The following is a 19412-nucleotide window of genomic DNA, read 5'->3' as shown; positions in this document are numbered from 1 at the left end:
ATGTCTTTTAACATCGGCCTTAGCGGCCTCTATGCGGCCAACAAACAACTGGACGTGACCGGCAACAACATCGCCAACGTCGCGACCACTGGCTTCAAAGCGTCCCGCGCGGAGTTCGCGGATATCTACGCGGCGTCCAAACTGGGCACCGGCCAGAACAGCGTCGGTAACGGTGTGAACCTGGCGGCGGTGTCCCAGCAATTTACCCAGGGTGACGTCAACAACACGGGTGGCATCCTGGACATGGCGATCCAGGGCGGCGGCTTCTTCGTACAGAAGGGCAGCGACGGGTCGCTGGAATACACCCGTAGTGGTGCCTTCCGTTCGGACAAAGACGGCTATATCACCAACAACACCGGTACTTCGCGCCTGCAGGGCTACGCGGCGGATGCCAACGGCAAGATCGTCAAGGGCGGCTTGGTCGACCTGCAAGTGAGCCTGTCGAACCTGCCGCCTAAAGCCTCCAGCACCGTGGACTCCACCAGTAACCTGAACTCCTCGGAGGCGGTGATCGACCAGGTGGCCAAGCCATTCAACCCAAGCGACACCAGTACCTTCACCACCCAGTACAGCACCACCTTGTACGACACCCAAGGCAACTCCCACCCGATGGTGCAGTACCTGGTGAAGACGGGTTCCAACCAATGGAACTCCTACACCTTGATCGACGGGGTTAACCCTAATGGCACACCGATCAGTGGCACAGGCGCAGTGGCACCTGTAGCGTCGACCTTATCGTTCGACACCTCCGGTAAGCTCACTGGCGTGGTTACGCCGCCTAGCACGACCTCCAACACCACCCTGACCATTTCCGACTGGAAACCGGGTACCGTGACCAATGGTGTATGGACAGCTAACGGCGCTGCGGCCAACACGAGTGGTATTGCGGTCAACATGGCGAGTATCACCCAGTACAATTCGGCCAGCTACCGCAACCCGCCGGTCACCGATGGTTATGCCACCGGCCAGATCACCGGGCTGAAAATCGACGGCAGCGGCGTACTGTTCGCCACCTTCAGTAACCAGCAGAGTAAGGCCATTGGCCAGATCTCCCTGGCCAGCTTCAACAATGAGCAAGGTCTGCAGCCAGCGGGCAGCACCACTTGGAAGGAGACCTACGCTTCGGGCCAGCCGGGCTATGACGCCCCTCAAGCCGGTACCCTCGGTTCGATCGTGGCCAACTCCCTGGAGAACTCCAACGTCAACCTGACCAACGAGCTGGTGGACCTGATCAAGGCCCAGAGCAACTACCAGGCGAACGCCAAGACCATCTCCACGCAGAGCACCATCATGCAGACCATCATCCAGATGGCCTGATGCGTTAGCGCTGCACAAGAAGCCCCTCGATCGAGGGGCTTTTTTTTGCGTTTTATTTGGCATTAAGACCTTTTCCCACTACCGATGCGGTTACGAGATGACACGCCTTTGTTGGAACGCGCCACACCTGTCTTTCCACCTATCCAGCCGAGAGGCGTTGGGTTCTCTCATTGTTGGGGAGAGGCGATATGTGGAGTTCATCGGTATCTGGCCAAGGGGTCGGGGGTGTGCGTTACGAAAGTGGGGGGGCAGGGCAACACCTGAAGGCCGCCAGCCAGTCTGATGGCACCCAGCAAGACACGGGCGCCGTCAAGGAAAGCGTCACAAAGCTGATCAAAGAGCTTGAAGACGCCGAAAAAACCTCGAAGAACCAGACGGCCCAGGAGTTGCGGGACAAGCTGAATGAAAAGCGAAAGGAGCTTGGTGAAGAGAAATTCAAGGAGATTCTCGATGATCTGAAGAAAGATGCGTCCGAGGGTTTTCTCGATTTCATGAAGAGAGCCTTTCCGGAGGCGTTTCCTGATGGCCCGTCTCCGGATAAACCCCCTTCACCCTCTCCCTCTCCTTCCCCCTCGCCGGGAGGAGGTGGAGGTGGAGGTGGAGGCGGTGGAGGCGGCGGCGGTGGTTTTGGCCCCAGCGAGGCCATGAGCAACAAGGCGATTACCGAAGGCGCGAAGCATTTCGACTACAAACCCGATAACAGTGAGCCGGGAAAAAAACCGGAGAATATCTGGAGCGGCTTCAAGCAGGGGCCGGACGGCAATTGCGTGACGGTTTCAGCGATCAAATCCGCCATGATGCACTTTGGTGAGAAACCCACCGATGTCTTCAAGGAGGTCAAGGAAACGGGTAATGGCTACTCGGTGACCATGCGCGATGGTGTCAAGGTTGATCTGACCAAGGATGAAGTGCGGCTAGCTGCCACTCATGCACGTTTCCAGGGGGATGATCCAAAAATGATGACCAACGCCAACTTCATGTTTGCCGTGAGTGCAAAACGGGCGCAAATGGAAAACAACGATGGCACTGCCGGGCGCAGCTTTCTGGATGGCATACGCACGCTCAACGATGGTGAGTACAGTCGGGAAGGTCTGGACCGCCTGGGGCTGCGCAACAATTACCGGCAGTCCACGGATGCCGACTTGCGAAACAGCAAGTCGGGGACGGTGGAGTACGGCGGTCATTCGATGGCGGTGATCGACGGCCGGATTGAACTGTGGGGCAAGCGGGGCGGGGTGCCCAAGACAGGGATTGCGACCATATTGTTCGGCAACTGACGGGCTTTGCCTGGGCAAAAGAAAACCCCGATAAACCCAACTGCAGCTAGGGTCTATCGAGGTTTTTTCAATCACGGGCAATCAAGCCCGGAACCGACTCAGCTTATTGGCACGCTTCGCAATCCGGCTCGTCGATCGCGCAGGCTTTCGGCACTGGCGCCGGGCCGGCAGGTGCGGCGAGCACCGAGTCATCACCGTGGTTGCCGCTGGAAACCGCGTTCAGCTTGCCGGTGTTGATGGTCGACTTCTCGGTGCTGGTCGCGGCCAGGGCACGGAGGTAGTAAGTGGTTTTCAAGCCACGGTACCAAGCCATGCGGTAGGTCACGTCCAGCTTCTTGCCCGAAGCGCCGGCGATGTACAGGTTCAGGGACTGCGCCTGGTCGATCCACTTCTGACGACGGCTGGCGGCGTCAACGATCCACTTGGTGTCCACTTCGAAGGCGGTCGCGTAGAGCTCTTTGAGTTCTTGCGGGATGCGTTCGATCTGCTGCACCGAACCGTCGTAGTACTTCAGGTCGTTGATCATGACCGAGTCCCACAGGTCGCGGGCTTTCAGGTCGCGAACCAGGTACGGGTTGATCACGGTGAATTCGCCCGACAGGTTCGATTTCACATACAGGTTCTGGTAGGTCGGTTCGATCGACTGCGATACGCCGGTGATGTTGGCGATGGTTGCGGTCGGCGCGATGGCCATGATGTTGGAGTTACGAATACCTTTCTGTACACGGGCACGTACCGGCGCCCAGTCCAGGGATTCGTTCAGGTCAACGTCGATGTACTTCTGGCCACGTTGCGCGATCAGGATCTGTTGCGAATCCAGCGGCAGGATGCCTTTGGACCACAACGAACCCTGGAACGTCTCGTAGGCACCGCGCTCGTCGGCCAAGTCGCAGGAAGCCTGGATCGCGTAGTAGCTGACCGCTTCCATGGACTTGTCGGCGAATTCGACCGCTGCATCCGAACCGTAAGGAATGTGCTGCAGGTACAAAGCGTCCTGGAAGCCCATGATGCCGAGGCCGACTGGACGGTGCTTGAAGTTGGAGTTCTGCGCCTGTGGCACCGAGTAGTAGTTGATGTCGATGACGTTATCGAGCATACGCACGGCGGTGTTCACGGTGCGTGCAAGCTTCACGGTGTCTAGCTTGCCGTTGACGATGTGGTTCGGCAGGTTGATCGAGCCCAGGTTGCAAACGGCGATCTCATCCTTGTTGGTGTTCAAGGTGATCTCTGTGCACAGGTTCGAGCTGTGGACCACGCCCACGTGCTGCTGAGGGCTGCGCAGGTTGCACGGGTCTTTGAAGGTCAGCCATGGGTGGCCGGTTTCGAAGAGCATGGACAGCATTTTGCGCCACAGGTCTTTGGCCTGGATGGTCTTGAACAGCTTGACCTTGCCTGGGTATTCGGTGAGGGCTTCGTAGTACTCGTAACGCTCTTCGAAAGCCTTGCCGGTCAGGTCATGCAGGTCCGGCACTTCGGATGGCGAGAACAGGGTCCATTTGCCGTCGTCGAAGACGCGCTTCATGAACAGGTCAGGAATCCAGTTGGCGGTGTTCATGTCGTGGGTACGACGACGGTCATCACCGGTGTTCTTGCGCAGCTCGATGAACTCTTCAATGTCCATGTGCCAGGTTTCCAGGTAGGCACAGACAGCGCCTTTGCGCTTGCCACCCTGGTTGACCGCTACGGCGGTGTCGTTGACGACTTTCAGGAACGGTACAACGCCCTGGGACTTGCCGTTGGTGCCCTTGATGTACGAACCCAGCGCGCGCACCGGGGTCCAGTCGTTACCCAGGCCGCCAGCGAATTTGGACAGCATGGCGTTGTCGTGGATCGCGTGGTAGATGCCCGACAGGTCATCCGGCACGGTGGTCAGGTAGCAGCTCGACAGCTGTGGACGCAGGGTGCCGGCGTTGAACAGGGTCGGCGTCGACGACATGTAGTCGAAGGACGACAGCAGGTTGTAGAACTCGATGGCGCGGTCTTCTTTGTGCTTCTCTTCAATCGCCAGGCCCATGGCCACGCGCATGAAGAACACTTGCGGCAGTTCGAAGCGGATACCGTCCTTGTGGATGAAGTAACGGTCGTACAGGGTTTGCAGGCCCAGGTAGGTGAACTGCTGGTCGCGCTCGTGGTTGATCGCCTTGCCGAGTTTTTCCAGGTCGAAGGTGGCCAGGACCGGGTTCAGCAATTCGTATTCGATACCCTTGGTGATGTACGCCGGCAAGGCCTTGGCGTACAGGTCGGCCATCTCGTGGTGGGTGGCGCTGGGGGCTACGCCGAGGAAGCCCAGGCCTTCGGCGCGCAGGGTGTCCATCAGCAGGCGCGCGGTCACGAACGAGTAGTTCGGCTCACGTTCAACCAGGGTACGGGCGGTCATCACCAGGGCGGTGTTGACGTCGGTCAGGGCTACGCCGTCGTACAGGTTCTTCAGGGTTTCGCGCTGGATCAGGTCACCGTCGACTTCTTCCAGGCCTTCGCAGGCCTCGGTGATGATGGTGTTCAGGCGGCCCAGGTCCAGCGGCGCGAATGTGCCGTCGGCCAGGGTGATGCGGATCGATGGGTGCGCTTGTACGGCGGCTTCGTCGACTGGGGAGCGAACGGCGCGCTCTTTGGAGCGGGCGTCACGGTAGATCACGTAGTCGCGGGCGACTTTCTGCTCGCCGGCACGCATCAGGGCCAGTTCGACCTGGTCCTGGATTTCTTCGATGTGGATGGTGCCGCCCGAAGGCATACGACGCTTGAAGGTCGCGCTGACTTGTTCGGTCAGGCGGGCAACGGTGTCGTGGATGCGCGACGAGGCGGCAGCGGTGCCGCCTTCAACTGCAAGAAACGCTTTGGTGATGGCGACGGTGATTTTGTCATCGGTGTAAGGAACGACAGTGCCGTTACGCTTGATCACGCGCAATTGGCCTGGTGCAGTGGCGGACAGATCCATATTCGAATCAGCGGCCTGCGGCACGGAGCCCTGCGGGTTCTCGCGAGTTGTGTCGGTTTGCATGGGGTGTTGTCTCCACATTCTATATTTATTTGGGCACCATCACGGCGCCCACCGTTCCGTCCTGAAGCACTTACAGCAGGCCTGGGCCTGGCATAACAACTTCGAGACAGGAGGAAGGGAGCTCATCGCGCCGCTTCCATGCCGAAGTCTTCGGTTTAGAGCTCAAAAGCTCCTCGCCGTATTCCTGGTGGGTGACAGTTGCCAAGTTCAAGCACTGCAACACCCGTACCGTTTTGCGCTGTTGGCGCGCTAAAACGGTTGCCATCCGCTTGAGCGGTTTGGGCTTTAAAAAATGCTGGAGTTGGACCAAACAGGAGCAAGAAAGGACTTGAGTTTCTTGTCTGATTTGTGTTTGGTCTTTTCGCTCAAAACCCTACATGTAGGGTTTTTTTTGCGCCGAGGTACAAGATAATGCGTTTTTGGAGGCTTAGCAATCCAAGGTCTGTGGATAACGCTGTGGGTAAAATGTGTATGAAACCTAGAATGCCCGTGTAGGCCGCAGTACTGCTGGACCGCGCCGTTTGTCACTGAATATTCCAAGGAAAAAACGGCCCATTGGATTTTTGAGGGCGCGAACCCTATCACAAAAAAACGTGATCACCGAATGCATTTCCTGGCTTGTGTTTGAGGGTTGGGGCATGGCTACAATCGATCTTTTTTATGCCCTTACAACATTACAAATAGGGTATGGCTGGCGAAGATCTAAAGGTGGGAGGGGGCTTGCTCCCTCCCACCTTTAGATCGAGCAGGCCAATCAATTCCTTAATAACAACGAGGATTACCTGTGGAGCATGAAGCCTGGCAAATTCTGATCGTCGAGGATGACGAGCGATTGGCCGAGTTGACCCGCGAGTACCTGGAGAGCAACGGCCTGTGCGTGTCGGTGGAATGCGATGGCGCCCAGGCTGCCGCGCGGATCATCGCCGAGCAGCCGGACCTGGTGATCCTCGACCTGATGCTGCCCGGCGAAGACGGCCTGAGCATCTGCCGCAAGGTGCGCGAGCGCTACGACGGAGTGATCCTCATGCTCACCGCACGTACCGACGACATGGACCAGGTACTGGGCCTGGACATGGGCGCCGACGACTACGTGTGTAAACCCGTGCGTCCGCGCCTGTTGCTGGCACGTATCCAGGCGCTGTTGCGCCGCAGCGAGCCGGCGGAACCCGTCGTGGTGGAAAACCAGCGCCGCCTGCAATTCGGCCCGCTGCTGGTGGATAACGCCCTGCGCGAAGCCTGGCTGCAGGGCGAGGGCATCGAACTGACCAGCGCCGAGTTCGACCTGCTGTGGCTGCTGGTGGCGAATGCCGGGCGCATCCTGTCCCGCGAAGAAATCTTCATCGCCCTGCGCGGCATCGGTTACGACGGCCAGGACCGCTCGATTGACGTGCGCATCTCGCGTATCCGTCCGAAGATCGGCGACGACCCGATCCACCCGCGCCTGATCAAGACCGTGCGCAGCAAAGGCTATTTGTTCGTCCCCGAAGCCGCCGCCGACATGCCGCTGTGAACTCGATCTTCCTGCGCATCTACGGCGGCATGTGTGCGGCGCTGATCCTGGTGGCGCTGTTGGGCGTGCTGGCGTTGCACCTGCTCAATGACGTGCGCAGCGGGCAGTACCGTGAGCGCCTGGCCCACGGCACGTTTGCCTTGATGGGCGATAACCTGCAACCCATGAGCGCGATTGAGCGCCAGCGCGCGCTGGCGGTGTGGGAACGCCTGCTGGGTATTCCTCTGACGCTGCGCACCTACACCGATGCTCAATTGGACCTCGGCCAGCGCACCCGCCTGCAGCACGGCCAGGTGCTGGTGCAACAGACCGGCCCCCATGCGGCACGGGTGCTGCGGTTGGTCAGCGAGACGGATCAATTGGTGCTGGAAGGTGAAGTGCAGCAGATCAGCGAGCAATTGGCGCGCGCGACCATTTACCTGTTGGCCGACGAACTGGTGCGTTTCCCGGTGGCCGAGCAGCCGCAGCGGCTGGCCGCTATAAAAGAAGCCAAGGGTTTTGGCTTCGAGATGCACCTGATGGCCCTCGACCAGGCCGATATGGATGACGACCAGCGCCGCCGCGTGGCGGAGGGCGATACGGTGATGGCGCTGGGCAAGGGTGGCGATTCGATTCGGGTGTTTGCCGGCATGGTCGGCACCCCCTGGGTGCTTGAAATCGGCCCGTTGTATCAAATGAACCCTTACCCGGCGCAATGGTTGATCCTGATTGCGTTGATCGGCCTGACCCTGATTGGCCTGATCGTCTATCTATTGGTGCGTCAGCTTGAGCGCCGCCTCAAAGGCCTGGAAGCGGCCGCCACGCGTATTGCCAAAGGCAACCTGGAAGTGCGCGTGCCGGCGCGTGGCGCCGACTCGGTAGGGCGCCTGGCCGCCGCCTTCAATGGCATGGCCGAGCACCTGCAGCAGTTGCTGGCGATCCAGCGCGAACTGGTGCGCGCCGTGTCCCACGAACTGCGCACCCCGGTGGCACGCCTGCGTTTCGGCCTGGAGATGATCGGCGACGCCGCCACCCCGCAGGCCCGGCGCAAATACCTCGAAGGCATGGACAGCGATATCCAGGACCTCGACGGCCTGGTCGACGAAATGCTCACCTACGCGCGCCTGGAGCAGGGCGCGCCGGCGCTGAATTTCCAGCGGGTCGACCTCAATGCGTTGCTCGACCAGGTGATCGGCGAATTATCGCCACTGCGTCCGCAGGTCAACGTGGCCCGTGGTATTTGCCTGTCATCGGCGCATTGGGACGATGCCTGGGTCGATGCCGAGCCGCGCTACCTGCACCGTGCCCTGCAAAACCTGGTGAGCAACGCCATGCGCCATGCCCAGGGTCAGGTACTGATCAGCTACCAGGTCGGCCAACTGCGCTGCCGCATCGATGTGGAAGACGATGGCCCCGGCGTACCGGAAAGCGCCTGGGAGCGCATCTTCACGCCTTTCCTGCGCCTGGACGATAGCCGCACCCGCGCCTCGGGCGGGCATGGCCTAGGCTTGTCGATTGTGCGGCGGATAATTTATTGGCATGGCGGGCGGGCGTTGATCAGCAAGAGCAACAACCTGGGAGGGGCATGCTTCAGCCTGAGTTGGCCTAGGGACCAAGATAAATCCTGATCCATCGCTATCGGGGGCAAGCCCCCTCCCACAGTGGAATGCATTCCCCTGTGGGAGGGGGCTTGCCCCCGATAGCGATGGATCAGACGCTGATTGCTACAAGGCTCAACAACTGCTCCCCCTCCACCGCAAATTGCCCAACCAATTCCTTACCGTGACGCCACTCTTCGGACAAGTCCGTCAGCAGCCGCAACCGCACCTGCCCGTTCTCTGACCATTCCAGCACCTCGGCATGCTCAAAATAAAAGCGCTTCTGCACGATCGGGTAAAGCGCCTTGAACAAACTCTCCTTGGCCGAAAACGTCAGTGTCACCAGCAGCGCATGTTGCTCACGCGGCAACAGGGCCATGCGCTGCAACTCAGCGGCGCTGAGAATTTCCCCGGCCAGGCGTTCGGCGCGCTCCAGGCTCAGGACATTTTCCAGGTCCATCCCCAGCCCACGCCATTGCGCCTTGTGACCGACAATCGCCGCCGCGTGCCCGCTGCTGTGGGTGATGGAGCCGCAGATATGGTGCGGCCACACCGGCGCACGGTCTTCGCCGATTGCCGGCACGCAGTCCAGGTTATCGAGCTGTTGCAAGGCGGCGCGGGCGCATAACCGGCCGGCGAGAAATTCCGCCTGGCGCTTGGCCACCGAGCGTTGGATGCTCGCCGGCGGCGGCACGGCGCTGCGTTGGAAATCATCGGCGATCAACAAGGCCGGATCAAAGCGCGTACTGAGCAGCACCGTGCCCGGCAAGGGATCGGGCAACGGCCAATGGGCGTCGAGCGGGGTGCAGCAAGCGGGTAGGGGCGTCATGCGCGGTATTTTGCCGAGTTGACGCGCCAGTGGATAGCCCGCAGCGGTTCAGGCCAGGTTCAGAGCCTGTTCAGGGGGAGTTCAGGGGCGCTTGCGTAGTGTGGGTCCACAGCCAAAACGCGTAGAGGTAGGCACCATGACTGCGATCAAGAAGCTTATGTTGGCATTGACCATGCTCAGTGCCACCGCCGGGGCGCAGGCCAGCGATGGTGCCTTTGCGGGATTCGGTCGCGAGAAAACCAAGAAATCCAGCACGCTGATGCAGCGTGTGAGCTTCGACGAGGTGCGCAGCCAGGTCGCGCCGTGGGGCCAGTCGCTGGGCCTGAGCACCCCGCAGGCGGCTTACCGCGCCGGTTATGAGCACCTGAGTGGCCAATACAATGGCATTAAACTGCGCCCGCAAGACCTGCAGGGCCGCTATGATATCCCTCTGTCGGACAGTTGATTTGCCTTGGAGAGCCTTATGAAATTGCTGGTGGTGGAAGATGAGGCGCTGTTGCGTCATCACCTGTATACCCGCCTGACCGACAGCGGGCATGTGGTCGAAGCCGTGGCCAACGCGGAAGAGGCCTTGTACCAGACCGGCCAATTCAACCATGACCTGGCGATCATCGACCTCGGCCTGCCCGGCATGGGTGGCCTTGACCTGATCCGCCAACTGCGCACCCAGGACAAGACCTTCCCGATCCTGATCCTCACCGCTCGCGGCAACTGGCAGGACAAGGTCGAAGGCCTGGCCGCTGGCGCCGACGACTATGTGGTCAAGCCGTTCCAGTTCGAAGAGCTGGAGGCGCGGATGAATGCGTTGCTGCGCCGTTCCAGCGGCTTTACCCAGTCGACCATCGTCGCCGGCCCCTTGCTGCTGGACCTCAATCGCAAGCAAGCCTCGCTGGATGAGCAGCCACTGGCGCTGACCGCCTACGAGTACCGGATTCTCGAGTACCTGATGCGTCACCATCAGCAGGTGGTGCCCAAGGACCGCTTGATGGAGCAGCTCTACCCCGATGACGACGAGCGCGACCCGAATGTCATCGAAGTGCTGGTCGGCCGCCTGCGCCGTAAACTGGAAGGCCCGGCCGGGTTCAAACCGATCGACACCGTGCGCGGCCTGGGCTATCTGTTCAATGAGCGCTGCCGTTGATTCGCTCGTTACGTGTGCGCTTGATGCTGGCGGCCGCCACCCTGGCCGTGCTGTTTATGCTGGGGTTGTTGCCGGCCATGCAGGGCGCGTTCAGCCTGGCCTTGCAGGACTCGATCGAGCAGCGCCTGGCGTCGGACGTTACGACCTTGATTTCGGCGGCGCGGGTCGAAAACAACCGCCTGCAGATGCCGGCGCAGTTGCCGGACGAACGCTTCAACCTCACCGATAGCCGGTTGCTCGGTTATATCTACGACCGCGAAGGCCACCTGGTATGGCGCTCGCGGGCGACCCAGGAAGAAAAGATCAACTACAAGCCGCGCTATGACGGGCGTGGGAATGAATTTGCGCGGATTCGCGAGAGCGATGGCCAGGAATTCTTCGTGTATGACGTCGAGGTCAAGCTGCTCGGCGGCAAGAGCGCGGCGTTCAGCATCGTCGCGCTGCAACCGGTGCGCGAATACCAGTTGACCCTCGAAGGCCTGCGCGAAAACCTCTACCTGGGCTTCGGCGCGGCGTTGCTGGTATTGCTGACCTTACTCTGGCTGGGCCTGACCTGGGGCCTGCAGGCGTTGCGGCGCCTGAGCCAGGAGCTGGACCAGATCGAAGGCGGCACCCGCGAAAGCCTCAGTGAAGAGCACCCCCGCGAACTGCTGCGCCTCACCGGGTCCCTCAACCGTTTGTTGCACAGTGAGCGCGAGCAGCGTACTCGCTACCGCGATTCCCTCGACGACTTAGCCCACAGCCTGAAAACCCCGCTGGCGGTGTTGCAAGGCGTGAGCGAAGACATGGCCCAGCGCCCCGAAGACCGCGACCAGGCCTGGGTGCTGCAATCGCAGATCGAACGCATGAGCCAGCAGATCAGCTACCAATTGCAGCGCGCCAGCCTGCGTAAAAGCGGTTTGGTACGCCATCAGGTGCGCCTGCAGCCGGTGCTGCAAAGCCTGTGTGACACGCTGGACAAGGTCTACCGCGACAAGCGCGTCAAGGTGTCCTTCGAGTTGCCGGACGAGTGCGATGTGCCCATCGAAAAAGGCGCCTTGCTGGAACTGCTCGGCAACCTGCTGGAAAACGCCTACCGCCTGTGCCTGAGCGAAGTGCGCATCAGCCTGGTGGAAAGCCAGGAAGGCATTGAGCTGTGCATCGAAGATGACGGCCCCGGTGTACCGCCCGACCAGCGCGCGCGGATTCTGCAACGCGGCGAGCGGCTGGATCGCCAGCACCCGGGGCAGGGGATCGGCCTGGCGGTGGTCAAGGACATCATTGAAAGCTACGGCGCGCGCCTGACTCTGGGGGACTCACCGTTGGGGGGCGCGGCATTCAAGATTCACTTCCCGGCCCTGTGACCCAGCGGGTGATCTGACTCATCAGGTTTCCTGCGCGCGGTAGGCCCCCGGCGTCAATCCCGTCCACTTCTTGAACGCCCGATGAAACGCCGACGGCTCGGAAAACCCGAGCTGCTCGGCAATTTCCTGCAAAGACAAGTTCGCGCGTCCCAGATGGTAAATGGCGATGTCCCGGCGCAACTCATCCTTGAGCGCTTGAAAACTGCTGCCTTCTTCACGCAGATGCCGGCGCAGGGTCTGCGGGCTGATGTGCAGGTGCTGGGCAACGGCATCCAGGTCCGGCCAGGGCGTGCGGTCACGGCTGAGCAAGCGGCGGATCTGGCTGCTCAAACTGTCGCCCTCATCGGGCCGCGACAACACGTCGGCGGGGAAGCGCTGCAGGAAATGCTTGAGGGTGCGCTCGTCCTGCAGCAGCGGCAGGCTCAAGTAACGGGCAGGAAACACCAGGCTGCTGTTCGGTGCGCCGAACACCTGTGGGCAGGGAAACAACAGGTCGTATTCGCTGGCGTGGGCCGGCATCGGGTAGCTGAACGTGGCCTGGTGCAGACGGATGCGCTGGCCGATCAACCAACTGCCGAGGCGATGCCAGATCACCAACAGGCATTCACTGAGAAAATGATCCGGGTCGCCTAGCTGTGAGTCGTCCAGGCTCAAGCGGGCCATTTCGCCTTCCCGTGTCAGATGCCAGCGCGGACCTTGTGGGAATAGGCTATAAAACAATAAGCCGCGTTCGAGTGCCTTCTCCAGGGTGCGGCAATGGATCAGCGCGTGGCACATCATGGCGAACGTGCCGCGCTTGCTCGGACCCTCGGCAAATCCCAGGTACTCGTCGTCCAGCGCGAGCCAGAGCATTTGCAGCAGCCGGGTAAATTGTTCCGGCGCGATGCGGGCGCGGGGTTCGGTCAGCAGTTCTGGGGTGATGCCCACCTGCTGCAACAGGCCCGAGTAGTCGTAGCCGGCCCGGCGCGCACCGCCGAGGGCGGCTCGGGCGTAGTGACTGGCGATGGTACGTTCACGCATGCAAGGGCCTCGTCCATGGAGTGGCGGATGGTAGCCACCCCCCAGTACCACGACAAGGCGGATATCCGCCAAATTGTAGGACGAGACTCGATGAGTTGGCGGAAAACCGCCGCCTGACGGGCCGCGTTGCGGCACGGCTTAATCCCTCCAACCCTTATGTCTAAGGGGCTTCAGACAGTTTCAGCAAAGTGGCACGGCGTTTGCGATAAGGATTACAGCGCAGGCCTTGTCCTACAAGTCTCGCAAACAACAAATCCCTCCAGTGCAGGAGGGTTCGCAATTCAAGTGCCGTGGGCAATGGCGGATATTTGCCACACGGGACTATTGAGGAACTTTACAATGACGACTCGTCAGCCACTGTACAAATCCCTGTATTTCCAGGTGATCGTTGCCATCGTTATCGGTATTTTGCTCGGCCACTTTTACCCGCAGACCGGCGTGGCCCTCAAGCCGCTGGGTGACGGGTTTATCAAACTGATCAAAATGGTCATCGCCCCGATCATCTTCTGCACCGTTGTCAGCGGCATCGCCGGCATGCAGAGCATGAAATCGGTCGGCAAAACCGGCGGCTACGCGCTGCTGTACTTCGAAGTCGTGTCCTCCATCGCCCTGCTGATCGGCCTGTTCGTGGTGAACGTTGTGCAGCCGGGCGCCGGCATGCACATCGACGTGGCCACCCTGGACGCTTCGAAAGTCGCGGCCTACGTGACGGCTGGTGCGGACCAGAGCATCGTTGGCTTCCTGCTTAACGTGATCCCGAACACCATCGTCGGTGCCTTCGCCAACGGCGACATCCTGCAAGTCCTGATGTTCTCGGTGATCTTCGGTTTCGCCCTGCATCGCCTGGGTGCCTACGGCAAGCCGGTGCTGGACTTCATCGATCGCTTCGCCCACGTGATGTTCAACATCATCAACATGATCATGAAGCTCGCGCCAATCGGGGCCCTCGGCGCCATGGCGTTCACCATCGGTGCCTACGGTGTCGGCTCGCTGGTGCAACTGGGCCAGTTGATGATCTGCTTCTACATCACCTGCGTCCTGTTCGTGGTCGTGGTGCTCGGCGCCATCTGCCGCGCGCACGGTTTCAGCGTGCTGAAACTGATCCGCTACATCCGTGAAGAGCTGCTGATCGTTCTGGGTACGTCCTCGTCTGAATCGGCACTGCCACGCATGCTGATCAAGATGGAGCGTCTGGGCGCGAAGAAATCCGTGGTTGGCCTGGTGATCCCGACCGGCTACTCGTTCAACCTCGACGGTACGTCGATCTACCTGACCATGGCTGCCGTGTTCATCGCCCAGGCGACTGACACGCACATGGACATTACCCACCAGATCACGCTGTTGCTGGTGCTGCTGCTGTCCTCCAAAGGCGCTGCAGGCGTGACCGGCAGTGGTTTCATCGTACTCGCCGCGACGCTGTCGGCCGTAGGCCACCTGCCGGTTGCCGGTCTGGCGCTAATCCTGGGTATCGACCGCTTCATGTCCGAAGCCCGTGCGCTGACCAACCTGGTCGGTAACGCCGTGGCGACCCTGGTGGTAGCCAAGTGGGTCAACGAACTGGACGAAGACAAGCTGCACGTCGAGCTGGCTTCCGGTGGTCGTGGTATCTCCGACACCCGTGAAGAAGATGACCTGGGCGTGGCCGAAGGCCCGGCGCCGGTGATCAAGTAAGACGCTGATGGCGTGAACTGACGTCCACAGCAATCCGCAAACGCCCCGACTGGTTCGGGGCGTTTGCGTTTCTGCCCGGTCACTTTGCGGATTTTTGGTTTACATTAAGCCCATGTTCCATCAAAGGCCCGGTGAAGATTCGTCTTCACAAGAGAGCCTCCTCAGCCTGAGCCAATCTGCGCGTACCCGAACCAGCGATACCTTTCGCGACAGATGGCTCGCCCCTAAATGCAGCAAATAGGCGGGCGTGCCCAATGATTACCCTGAAACTCAACGGCCAAGACCATCAACTGGACGTCACCGAGGAGATGCCACTGTTGTGGGCGATCCGCGATGTGGCGGGCTACAACGGCACCAAATTCGGCTGCGGCATGGGCCTGTGCGGCGCATGCACCATTCATATCGACGGCGCGCCGGCGCGCAGTTGCATCACCCCGATCGGCGCGGTCAAGGGCCAAGCCGTCAGCACCATCGACAACCTGCACACCGACCCGATCGGCCAGGTCGTGCAGCAAGCCTGGCTGGACAGCGCCGTGGCCCAGTGCGGCTACTGCCAGGGCGGGCAAATCATGTCGGCCACCGCGCTGCTGAAAACCAACCCCAACCCCAGTGACGAGCAGATCGAAGAGGCGATGGTCGGCAATATCTGTCGGTGCGGCACTTACAACCGCATCAAGACCGCGATCCGCCAGGCGTCGACGCATCTGCAGGGGGCCAAGGCATGAGCCGCTTACCCGCTGATTTCGTCCTCAATAACCTCAGTCGCCGTGGTTTCCTGCAGGGCGTCGGCGCCACCGGCGCGCTGGTGATCGCCGCCAGTTGGGGCTTGCCCGAGGCGTTTGCCGCTGATGCCGTCAAGAAATATGGCGGCGCTGCCATGCCCCATGGGCTGATCGATGACCCCAAGGTCTACGTCAGCATCGCCACCGACGGTACCGTGACGGTGATTTGCAACCGTTCGGAAATGGGCCAGGGCGTGCGTACCAGTCTGAGCCTGGTGGTGGCCGATGAGTTGGACGCCGATTGGGCCCATGTGCGGGTCCAGCAGGCGCCGGGCGACGAAGTGCGTTACGGCAACCAGGACACCGATGGCTCGCGCAGCATGCGCCACTGGTTCGAACCGATGCGGCGTTGCGGCGCGAGTGCGCGCGCGATGCTGGAACAGGCGGCTGCCGACCAGTGGAAAGTCCCGTTGGGCGAGTGCCGTGCGCAGTTGCATAAGGTCATCCACCAGCCCAGCGGTCGCGCCCTGGGCTATGGCGAATTGGCCGCCGCTGCCGGTGCATTGGCGGTGCCGGCGCGGGACACGCTGCGCCTCAAGCAGCCGTCGGAGTTCCGCTACATCGGCAAAGAGGGTGTCAAGGCCATCGATGGTGTCGACATCGTTAACGGTCGCGCAGTCTACGGCGCGGACGTGCATTTCGACGGCATGCTCTACGCCACCATTGCACGGCCGCAGGTCTATGGCGGCAAGGTCAAATCCTTCGATGCCAGTGCGGCGTTGAAGGTGCCGGGGGTGATCAAGGTCGTCGAAATCGAAAGCCGCCCTCTGCCTTCGGAGTTCCAGCCGCTGGGCGGCGTGGCCGTGGTGGCGAGCAACACCTGGGCGGCGATCAAGGGCCGTGAAGCGCTGAGCATTGTCTGGGATGACGGCGTCAACGCCGGCTACAACTCCATCGATTACCGCAAGGCTCTGGAAGCGGCCGCGCAGCAACCGGGTAAAGTGGTGCGCAATACCGGCACCCTCGACCAGGCCATGAGCGCTGCCGACAGCACCCTCGAAGCCGCTTATTACTTGCCGCATCTGGCCCAGTCGCCGATGGAACCGATGGTTGCCATCGCCCGTTTCGACAAGGGTCAGTGCGAAGCCTGGGCGCCAAGCCAGGCGCCTCAGGTGACTCGCGAGCGCGTTGCCGAGCGCCTGGGCCTGCCTTTCGATAACGTGACCATCAATGTCACGCTGCTGGGCGGCGGCTTCGGTCGCAAGTCCAAGCCGGACTTCGTGGTCGAGGCGGCCATCCTCGCCAAGGAGTTCCCCGGCAAGGCCGTGCGCGTGCAGTGGACCCGTGAAGATGATATCCACAACTCCTACTTCCACACGGTTTCTGCCGAGTACCTCAAGGCTGGCCTGAACAAGGACGGCCTGCCTTCTGCCTGGCTGCACCGCACCGTCGCGCCGAGCATCACCGCACTGTTTGCGCCGGGCATGAACCATGAGGCGGCGTTCGAGCTGGGCATGGGCTTTACCAACATGGCCTACGCGATTCCCAACGTGCGCCTGGAAAACCCCGAAGCCGCCGCTCACACCCGGGTTGGCTGGTATCGCTCGGTGTCGAACATCCCCCACGGCTTTGCGATTCAGAGCTTTGTTGATGAGCTGGCGCACAAGGCCGGTCAGGACCCGTTGCAGTACCAACTCAAGTTACTCGGGCCGGATCGTCAGATCGATCCTAAAACCCTGAGCGATGAGTGGAACTACGGCGAATCCCCGGAGCGCTACCCGATCGATACCGCCCGCCTGCGCGGGGTGCTGGAAACCGCCGCCAAGGCCGCCGGCTGGGGGCGCACGCTGCCCAAGGGCCGAGGACTGGGGCTGGCGGTGCATTACAGTTTCGTCACCTATGTGGCGGCGGTGATCGAGGTCGAAGTCAAAGACGACGGCACGCTGATCGTACACAAGGCGGATATCGCCGTGGACTGCGGCCCGCAGATCAATCCGGAACGCATTCGCTCGCAATTCGAAGGCGCCTGCGTGATGGGCCTGGGCAACGCGGTATTGGGCGAAATCAGCTTCAAGGACGGCAAGGTCCAGCAGGATAACTTCCATATGTATGAAGTGGCGCGCATGTCCCTGGCGCCCAAGGTCGTTGCGGTACACCTGGTCACGCCACAGGGCGAGGTGCCGTTGGGTGGTGTCGGTGAGCCCGGCGTGCCGCCGATTGCGCCGGCGTTGTGTAATGCGATCTTTGCCGCCACCGGCAAGCGCATTCGTAGCCTGCCCGTGCGCTACCAACTGCAGGGTTGGCAGGAGACGAAGGCCTGATGGACAGTGTGGATCTGAATGTCCTGCGCAGCGTGCTCGAATGGCGCCGCGCGGGGCAGCGGGTGGTGTTGTACAGCGTGGTCCAGACCTGGGGCAGCGCGCCGCGTCCGCCCGGGGCCATGCTGGCCTTGCGCGGTGACGGGGTGGTGATTGGCTCGGTGTCCGGCGGCTGCATTGAAGATGACTTGATTGCGCGTTTGCAGGATGGTCGGTTGGCGGATGACGGGCCACCGGTGCAGTTGGTGACCTACGGCGTGACGCGCGATGAAGCGGCGCGGTTTGGCCTGCCGTGTGGCGGCACCCTGCGCCTGACCGAAGAGCGCGTGATGGAGTGGCAGTGGGTGGCCGAGTTGCTGGCGCGCTGTGAAGCCCATGAAATCGTCGCTCGCGAGTTGGACCTGGCCACCGGCAATGTGCGCTTGAGCGCTGCAAGCAAGACCGACGTGGTGACCTTCGACGGCGAGCGCTTGCGCGCCATTTATGGCCCGCGCTGGCGCCTGCTGTTGATCGGCGCCGGGCAGCTGTCACGCTATGTGGCGCAAATGGCGCGGTTGCTGGATTTCGAAGTGCTGATCTGCGACCCGCGTGAAGAGTTCGTGTATGGCTGGGAAGAACAGCATGGCCGCTTTGTGCCCGGCATGCCTGATGAAGCGGTGCTGAACATCCAGACCGACGAACGCACGGCTATCGTCTGCCTGACCCACGATCCGCGCCTGGACGATATGGCGTTGCTGACGGCATTGAACTCCAGCGCGTTCTATATCGGCGCGCTGGGTTCGCGGGTCAACACCCGTAAACGCCGGGAAAACCTGGCGGCGCTGGGGATGTCTGCGCAGGCGATTGCGCGGCTGCATGGGCCGATCGGTTTGCATATCGGCAGCCATACACCGGCGGAGATTGCCCTGTCGTTGCTGGCGGAAATTGTCGCGATCAAGAACGGCGTGGCACTGCTGCAGAAAAAGCCGATGCCGGTGCAGGTTGAATGAGCGTCACGGTGATTGTGCTGGCGGCGGGGCAGGGCAGTCGTTTTCGCGCTGCAGCCGCGGCTGATCAGGATAAGTTGCTGGCTGATTGCGTGGGCCGGGACGCCGTAGTGCGGCCGGTGATCGAGCAGGTGCTGGTGAATTTGCCTGCGTGCGCTGTAAAACGCGTGGTGGTGACCTCGCCCGATCGGCTTGAAGTCATTCGTCTGGCGCAGGCCCATGGCTGCGAGGTAGTGCAGCTGTGCTCAGACGGAATGGGCGACAGCATTGCCGCAGCGGTCGCGGCCAGTGGTTCCAGCGATGGCTGGCTGGTGGTGCTGGGTGATATGCCGTTCATTCTGCCGTCCAGCATTGAACGGGTGTTGGAGCGCATAGACGGTATCAGTGTGCCGGTGCATGCCGGCCAGTATGGGCATCCGGTTGCGTTTGGGCGAGCGTTCGGGCCGGCGTTGATGGCGTTGACGGGTGATTGCGGGGCCAAGCCACTATTTGCCCAGGGGCAAGTGCGCGAGATCCAGGTAAGTGATCCTGGCGTACTCTGGGATGTGGATCTTCCGCATCTGTTGGATTTCAAACCGCTCTGAAATGTGGGAGGGGGCTTGCCCCCGATTGCGGTGTGCCAGCCAACATATCTGGTGACTGATACATCGCAATCGGGAGCAAGCCCCCTCCCACATTGGTTTTTCAGCGTTTTGACAATTGG

Annotated in this window: 15 protein-coding genes; 12 read left to right on the top strand and 3 right to left on the bottom strand. The window is 61.2% G+C overall.

Annotated features, from left to right (window positions below; genetic code table 11):
- Both flgE and P3S72_RS23375 read left to right on the top strand, forming a co-directional pair.
- The gene (gene flgE, locus P3S72_RS23380) at positions 1 to 1317 is read left to right on the top strand and encodes a flagellar hook protein FlgE (protein WP_276194426.1); all 1317 of its coding nucleotides are present in this window, start codon (positions 1 to 3) and stop codon (positions 1315 to 1317) included.
- A gap of 188 nt (positions 1318 to 1505) precedes the next feature.
- Complete coding sequence (locus tag P3S72_RS23375; protein ID WP_276194425.1) at positions 1506 to 2594, top strand: hypothetical protein; 1089 nt, start codon at positions 1506 to 1508, stop codon at positions 2592 to 2594.
- 103 nt (positions 2595 to 2697) lie between these two features.
- Here P3S72_RS23375 and P3S72_RS23370 read toward each other — a convergent pair whose 3' ends face one another.
- Positions 2698 to 5592: a ribonucleoside-diphosphate reductase subunit alpha gene (locus tag P3S72_RS23370; RefSeq protein ID WP_276194424.1), complete on the bottom strand. Its 2895-nt coding sequence runs from the start codon at positions 5590 to 5592 to the stop codon at positions 2698 to 2700.
- Between the two features lie 784 nt (positions 5593 to 6376).
- Here P3S72_RS23370 and P3S72_RS23365 point away from each other — a divergent pair.
- Positions 6377 to 7102 carry a response regulator gene (locus P3S72_RS23365; protein ID WP_276194423.1) on the top strand — a complete coding sequence of 242 codons (726 nt, stop codon included), beginning with the start codon at positions 6377 to 6379 and terminating at the stop codon, positions 7100 to 7102.
- Positions 7099 to 8709: an ATP-binding protein gene (locus P3S72_RS23360; RefSeq protein WP_276194422.1), complete on the top strand. Its 1611-nt coding sequence runs from the start codon at positions 7099 to 7101 to the stop codon at positions 8707 to 8709. Before P3S72_RS23365 ends, P3S72_RS23360 begins: the two co-directional genes overlap by 4 nt.
- Before the next feature lie 82 nt (positions 8710 to 8791).
- On the opposite strand, the gene P3S72_RS23355 is transcribed toward P3S72_RS23360, so the two are convergent.
- On the bottom strand, positions 8792 to 9508 hold the full coding sequence (locus P3S72_RS23355) for a 4'-phosphopantetheinyl transferase superfamily protein (RefSeq protein ID WP_276194421.1): 717 nt from the start codon (positions 9506 to 9508) through the stop codon (positions 8792 to 8794).
- A 136-nt stretch (positions 9509 to 9644) separates the two neighbouring features.
- On the opposite strand from P3S72_RS23355, the gene P3S72_RS23350 reads away from it, so the two are divergent.
- The 3 genes from P3S72_RS23350 to P3S72_RS23340 are packed head-to-tail and all read left to right on the top strand — an operon-like array spanning position 9645 to position 11992.
- Positions 9645 to 9953 (top strand): hypothetical protein, encoded by a 309-nt coding sequence (locus P3S72_RS23350; protein ID WP_276194420.1) that lies wholly within the window; start codon positions 9645 to 9647, stop codon positions 9951 to 9953.
- A gap of 18 nt (positions 9954 to 9971) precedes the next feature.
- Positions 9972 to 10649, top strand: a complete 678-nt coding sequence (locus P3S72_RS23345) for a response regulator (RefSeq protein WP_276194419.1) — start codon at positions 9972 to 9974, stop codon at positions 10647 to 10649.
- Positions 10646 to 11992, top strand: a complete 1347-nt coding sequence (locus tag P3S72_RS23340; RefSeq protein ID WP_276194418.1) for an ATP-binding protein — start codon at positions 10646 to 10648, stop codon at positions 11990 to 11992. Before P3S72_RS23345 ends, P3S72_RS23340 begins: the two co-directional genes overlap by 4 nt.
- Before the next feature lie 21 nt (positions 11993 to 12013).
- Here the strand turns inward: P3S72_RS23340 and P3S72_RS23335 are convergent, their stop codons facing one another.
- On the bottom strand, positions 12014 to 13012 hold the full coding sequence (locus P3S72_RS23335) for an AraC family transcriptional regulator (RefSeq protein ID WP_276194417.1): 999 nt from the start codon (positions 13010 to 13012) through the stop codon (positions 12014 to 12016).
- A gap of 339 nt (positions 13013 to 13351) precedes the next feature.
- On the opposite strand from P3S72_RS23335, the gene P3S72_RS23330 reads away from it, so the two are divergent.
- The 5 genes from P3S72_RS23330 (at position 13352) to P3S72_RS23310 (ending at position 19293) form a co-directional block, all read left to right on the top strand.
- Positions 13352 to 14683, top strand: a complete 1332-nt coding sequence (locus tag P3S72_RS23330; protein WP_276194416.1) for a dicarboxylate/amino acid:cation symporter — start codon at positions 13352 to 13354, stop codon at positions 14681 to 14683.
- 254 nt (positions 14684 to 14937) lie between these two features.
- A complete protein-coding gene (locus tag P3S72_RS23325; protein WP_247395888.1) occupies positions 14938 to 15408 on the top strand; it encodes a (2Fe-2S)-binding protein in 471 nt (156 codons plus the stop codon).
- Complete coding sequence (locus P3S72_RS23320) at positions 15405 to 17726, top strand: xanthine dehydrogenase family protein molybdopterin-binding subunit (protein WP_276194415.1); 2322 nt, start codon at positions 15405 to 15407, stop codon at positions 17724 to 17726. The genes P3S72_RS23325 and P3S72_RS23320 overlap by 4 nt, the downstream gene beginning before the upstream one ends.
- Positions 17726 to 18712, top strand: coding sequence for an XdhC family protein (locus P3S72_RS23315; RefSeq protein ID WP_276194414.1), 987 nt, complete (start codon positions 17726 to 17728; stop codon positions 18710 to 18712). Before P3S72_RS23320 ends, P3S72_RS23315 begins: the two co-directional genes overlap by 1 nt.
- Positions 18709 to 19293, top strand: a complete 585-nt coding sequence (locus P3S72_RS23310) for a nucleotidyltransferase family protein (protein ID WP_276194413.1) — start codon at positions 18709 to 18711, stop codon at positions 19291 to 19293. The genes P3S72_RS23315 and P3S72_RS23310 overlap by 4 nt, the downstream gene beginning before the upstream one ends.
- Positions 19294 to 19412: the final 119 nt, after the last annotated feature.

Origin of the sequence: Pseudomonas sp. D3 (genome assembly GCF_029320995.1) — a bacterium.
Lineage (GTDB): Bacteria > Pseudomonadota > Gammaproteobacteria > Pseudomonadales > Pseudomonadaceae > Aquipseudomonas > Aquipseudomonas paraveronii.
This window is presented reverse-complemented; position numbering and strand designations above follow the sequence as displayed.

Bases quoted from the DNA above. Each gene is read 5' to 3' on its own strand.
- flgE (WP_276194426.1), top strand. From the start codon at position 1: ATGTCTTTTAACATCGGCCTTAGCGGCCTCTATGCGGCCAACAAACAA.
- P3S72_RS23375 (WP_276194425.1), top strand. From the start codon at position 1,506: ATGTGGAGTTCATCGGTATCTGGCCAAGGGGTCGGGGGTGTGCGTTAC.
- P3S72_RS23370 (WP_276194424.1), bottom strand. From the start codon at position 5,592: ATGCAAACCGACACAACTCGCGAGAACCCGCAGGGCTCCGTGCCGCAG.
- P3S72_RS23355 (WP_276194421.1), bottom strand. From the start codon at position 9,508: ATGACGCCCCTACCCGCTTGCTGCACCCCGCTCGACGCCCATTGGCCG.
- P3S72_RS23350 (WP_276194420.1), top strand. From the start codon at position 9,645: ATGACTGCGATCAAGAAGCTTATGTTGGCATTGACCATGCTCAGTGCC.
- P3S72_RS23345 (WP_276194419.1), top strand. From the start codon at position 9,972: ATGAAATTGCTGGTGGTGGAAGATGAGGCGCTGTTGCGTCATCACCTG.
- P3S72_RS23335 (WP_276194417.1), bottom strand. From the start codon at position 13,012: ATGCGTGAACGTACCATCGCCAGTCACTACGCCCGAGCCGCCCTCGGC.
- P3S72_RS23330 (WP_276194416.1), top strand. From the start codon at position 13,352: ATGACGACTCGTCAGCCACTGTACAAATCCCTGTATTTCCAGGTGATC.
- P3S72_RS23325 (WP_247395888.1), top strand. From the start codon at position 14,938: ATGATTACCCTGAAACTCAACGGCCAAGACCATCAACTGGACGTCACC.
- P3S72_RS23320 (WP_276194415.1), top strand. From the start codon at position 15,405: ATGAGCCGCTTACCCGCTGATTTCGTCCTCAATAACCTCAGTCGCCGT.
- P3S72_RS23315 (WP_276194414.1), top strand. From the start codon at position 17,726: ATGGACAGTGTGGATCTGAATGTCCTGCGCAGCGTGCTCGAATGGCGC.
- P3S72_RS23310 (WP_276194413.1), top strand. From the start codon at position 18,709: ATGAGCGTCACGGTGATTGTGCTGGCGGCGGGGCAGGGCAGTCGTTTT.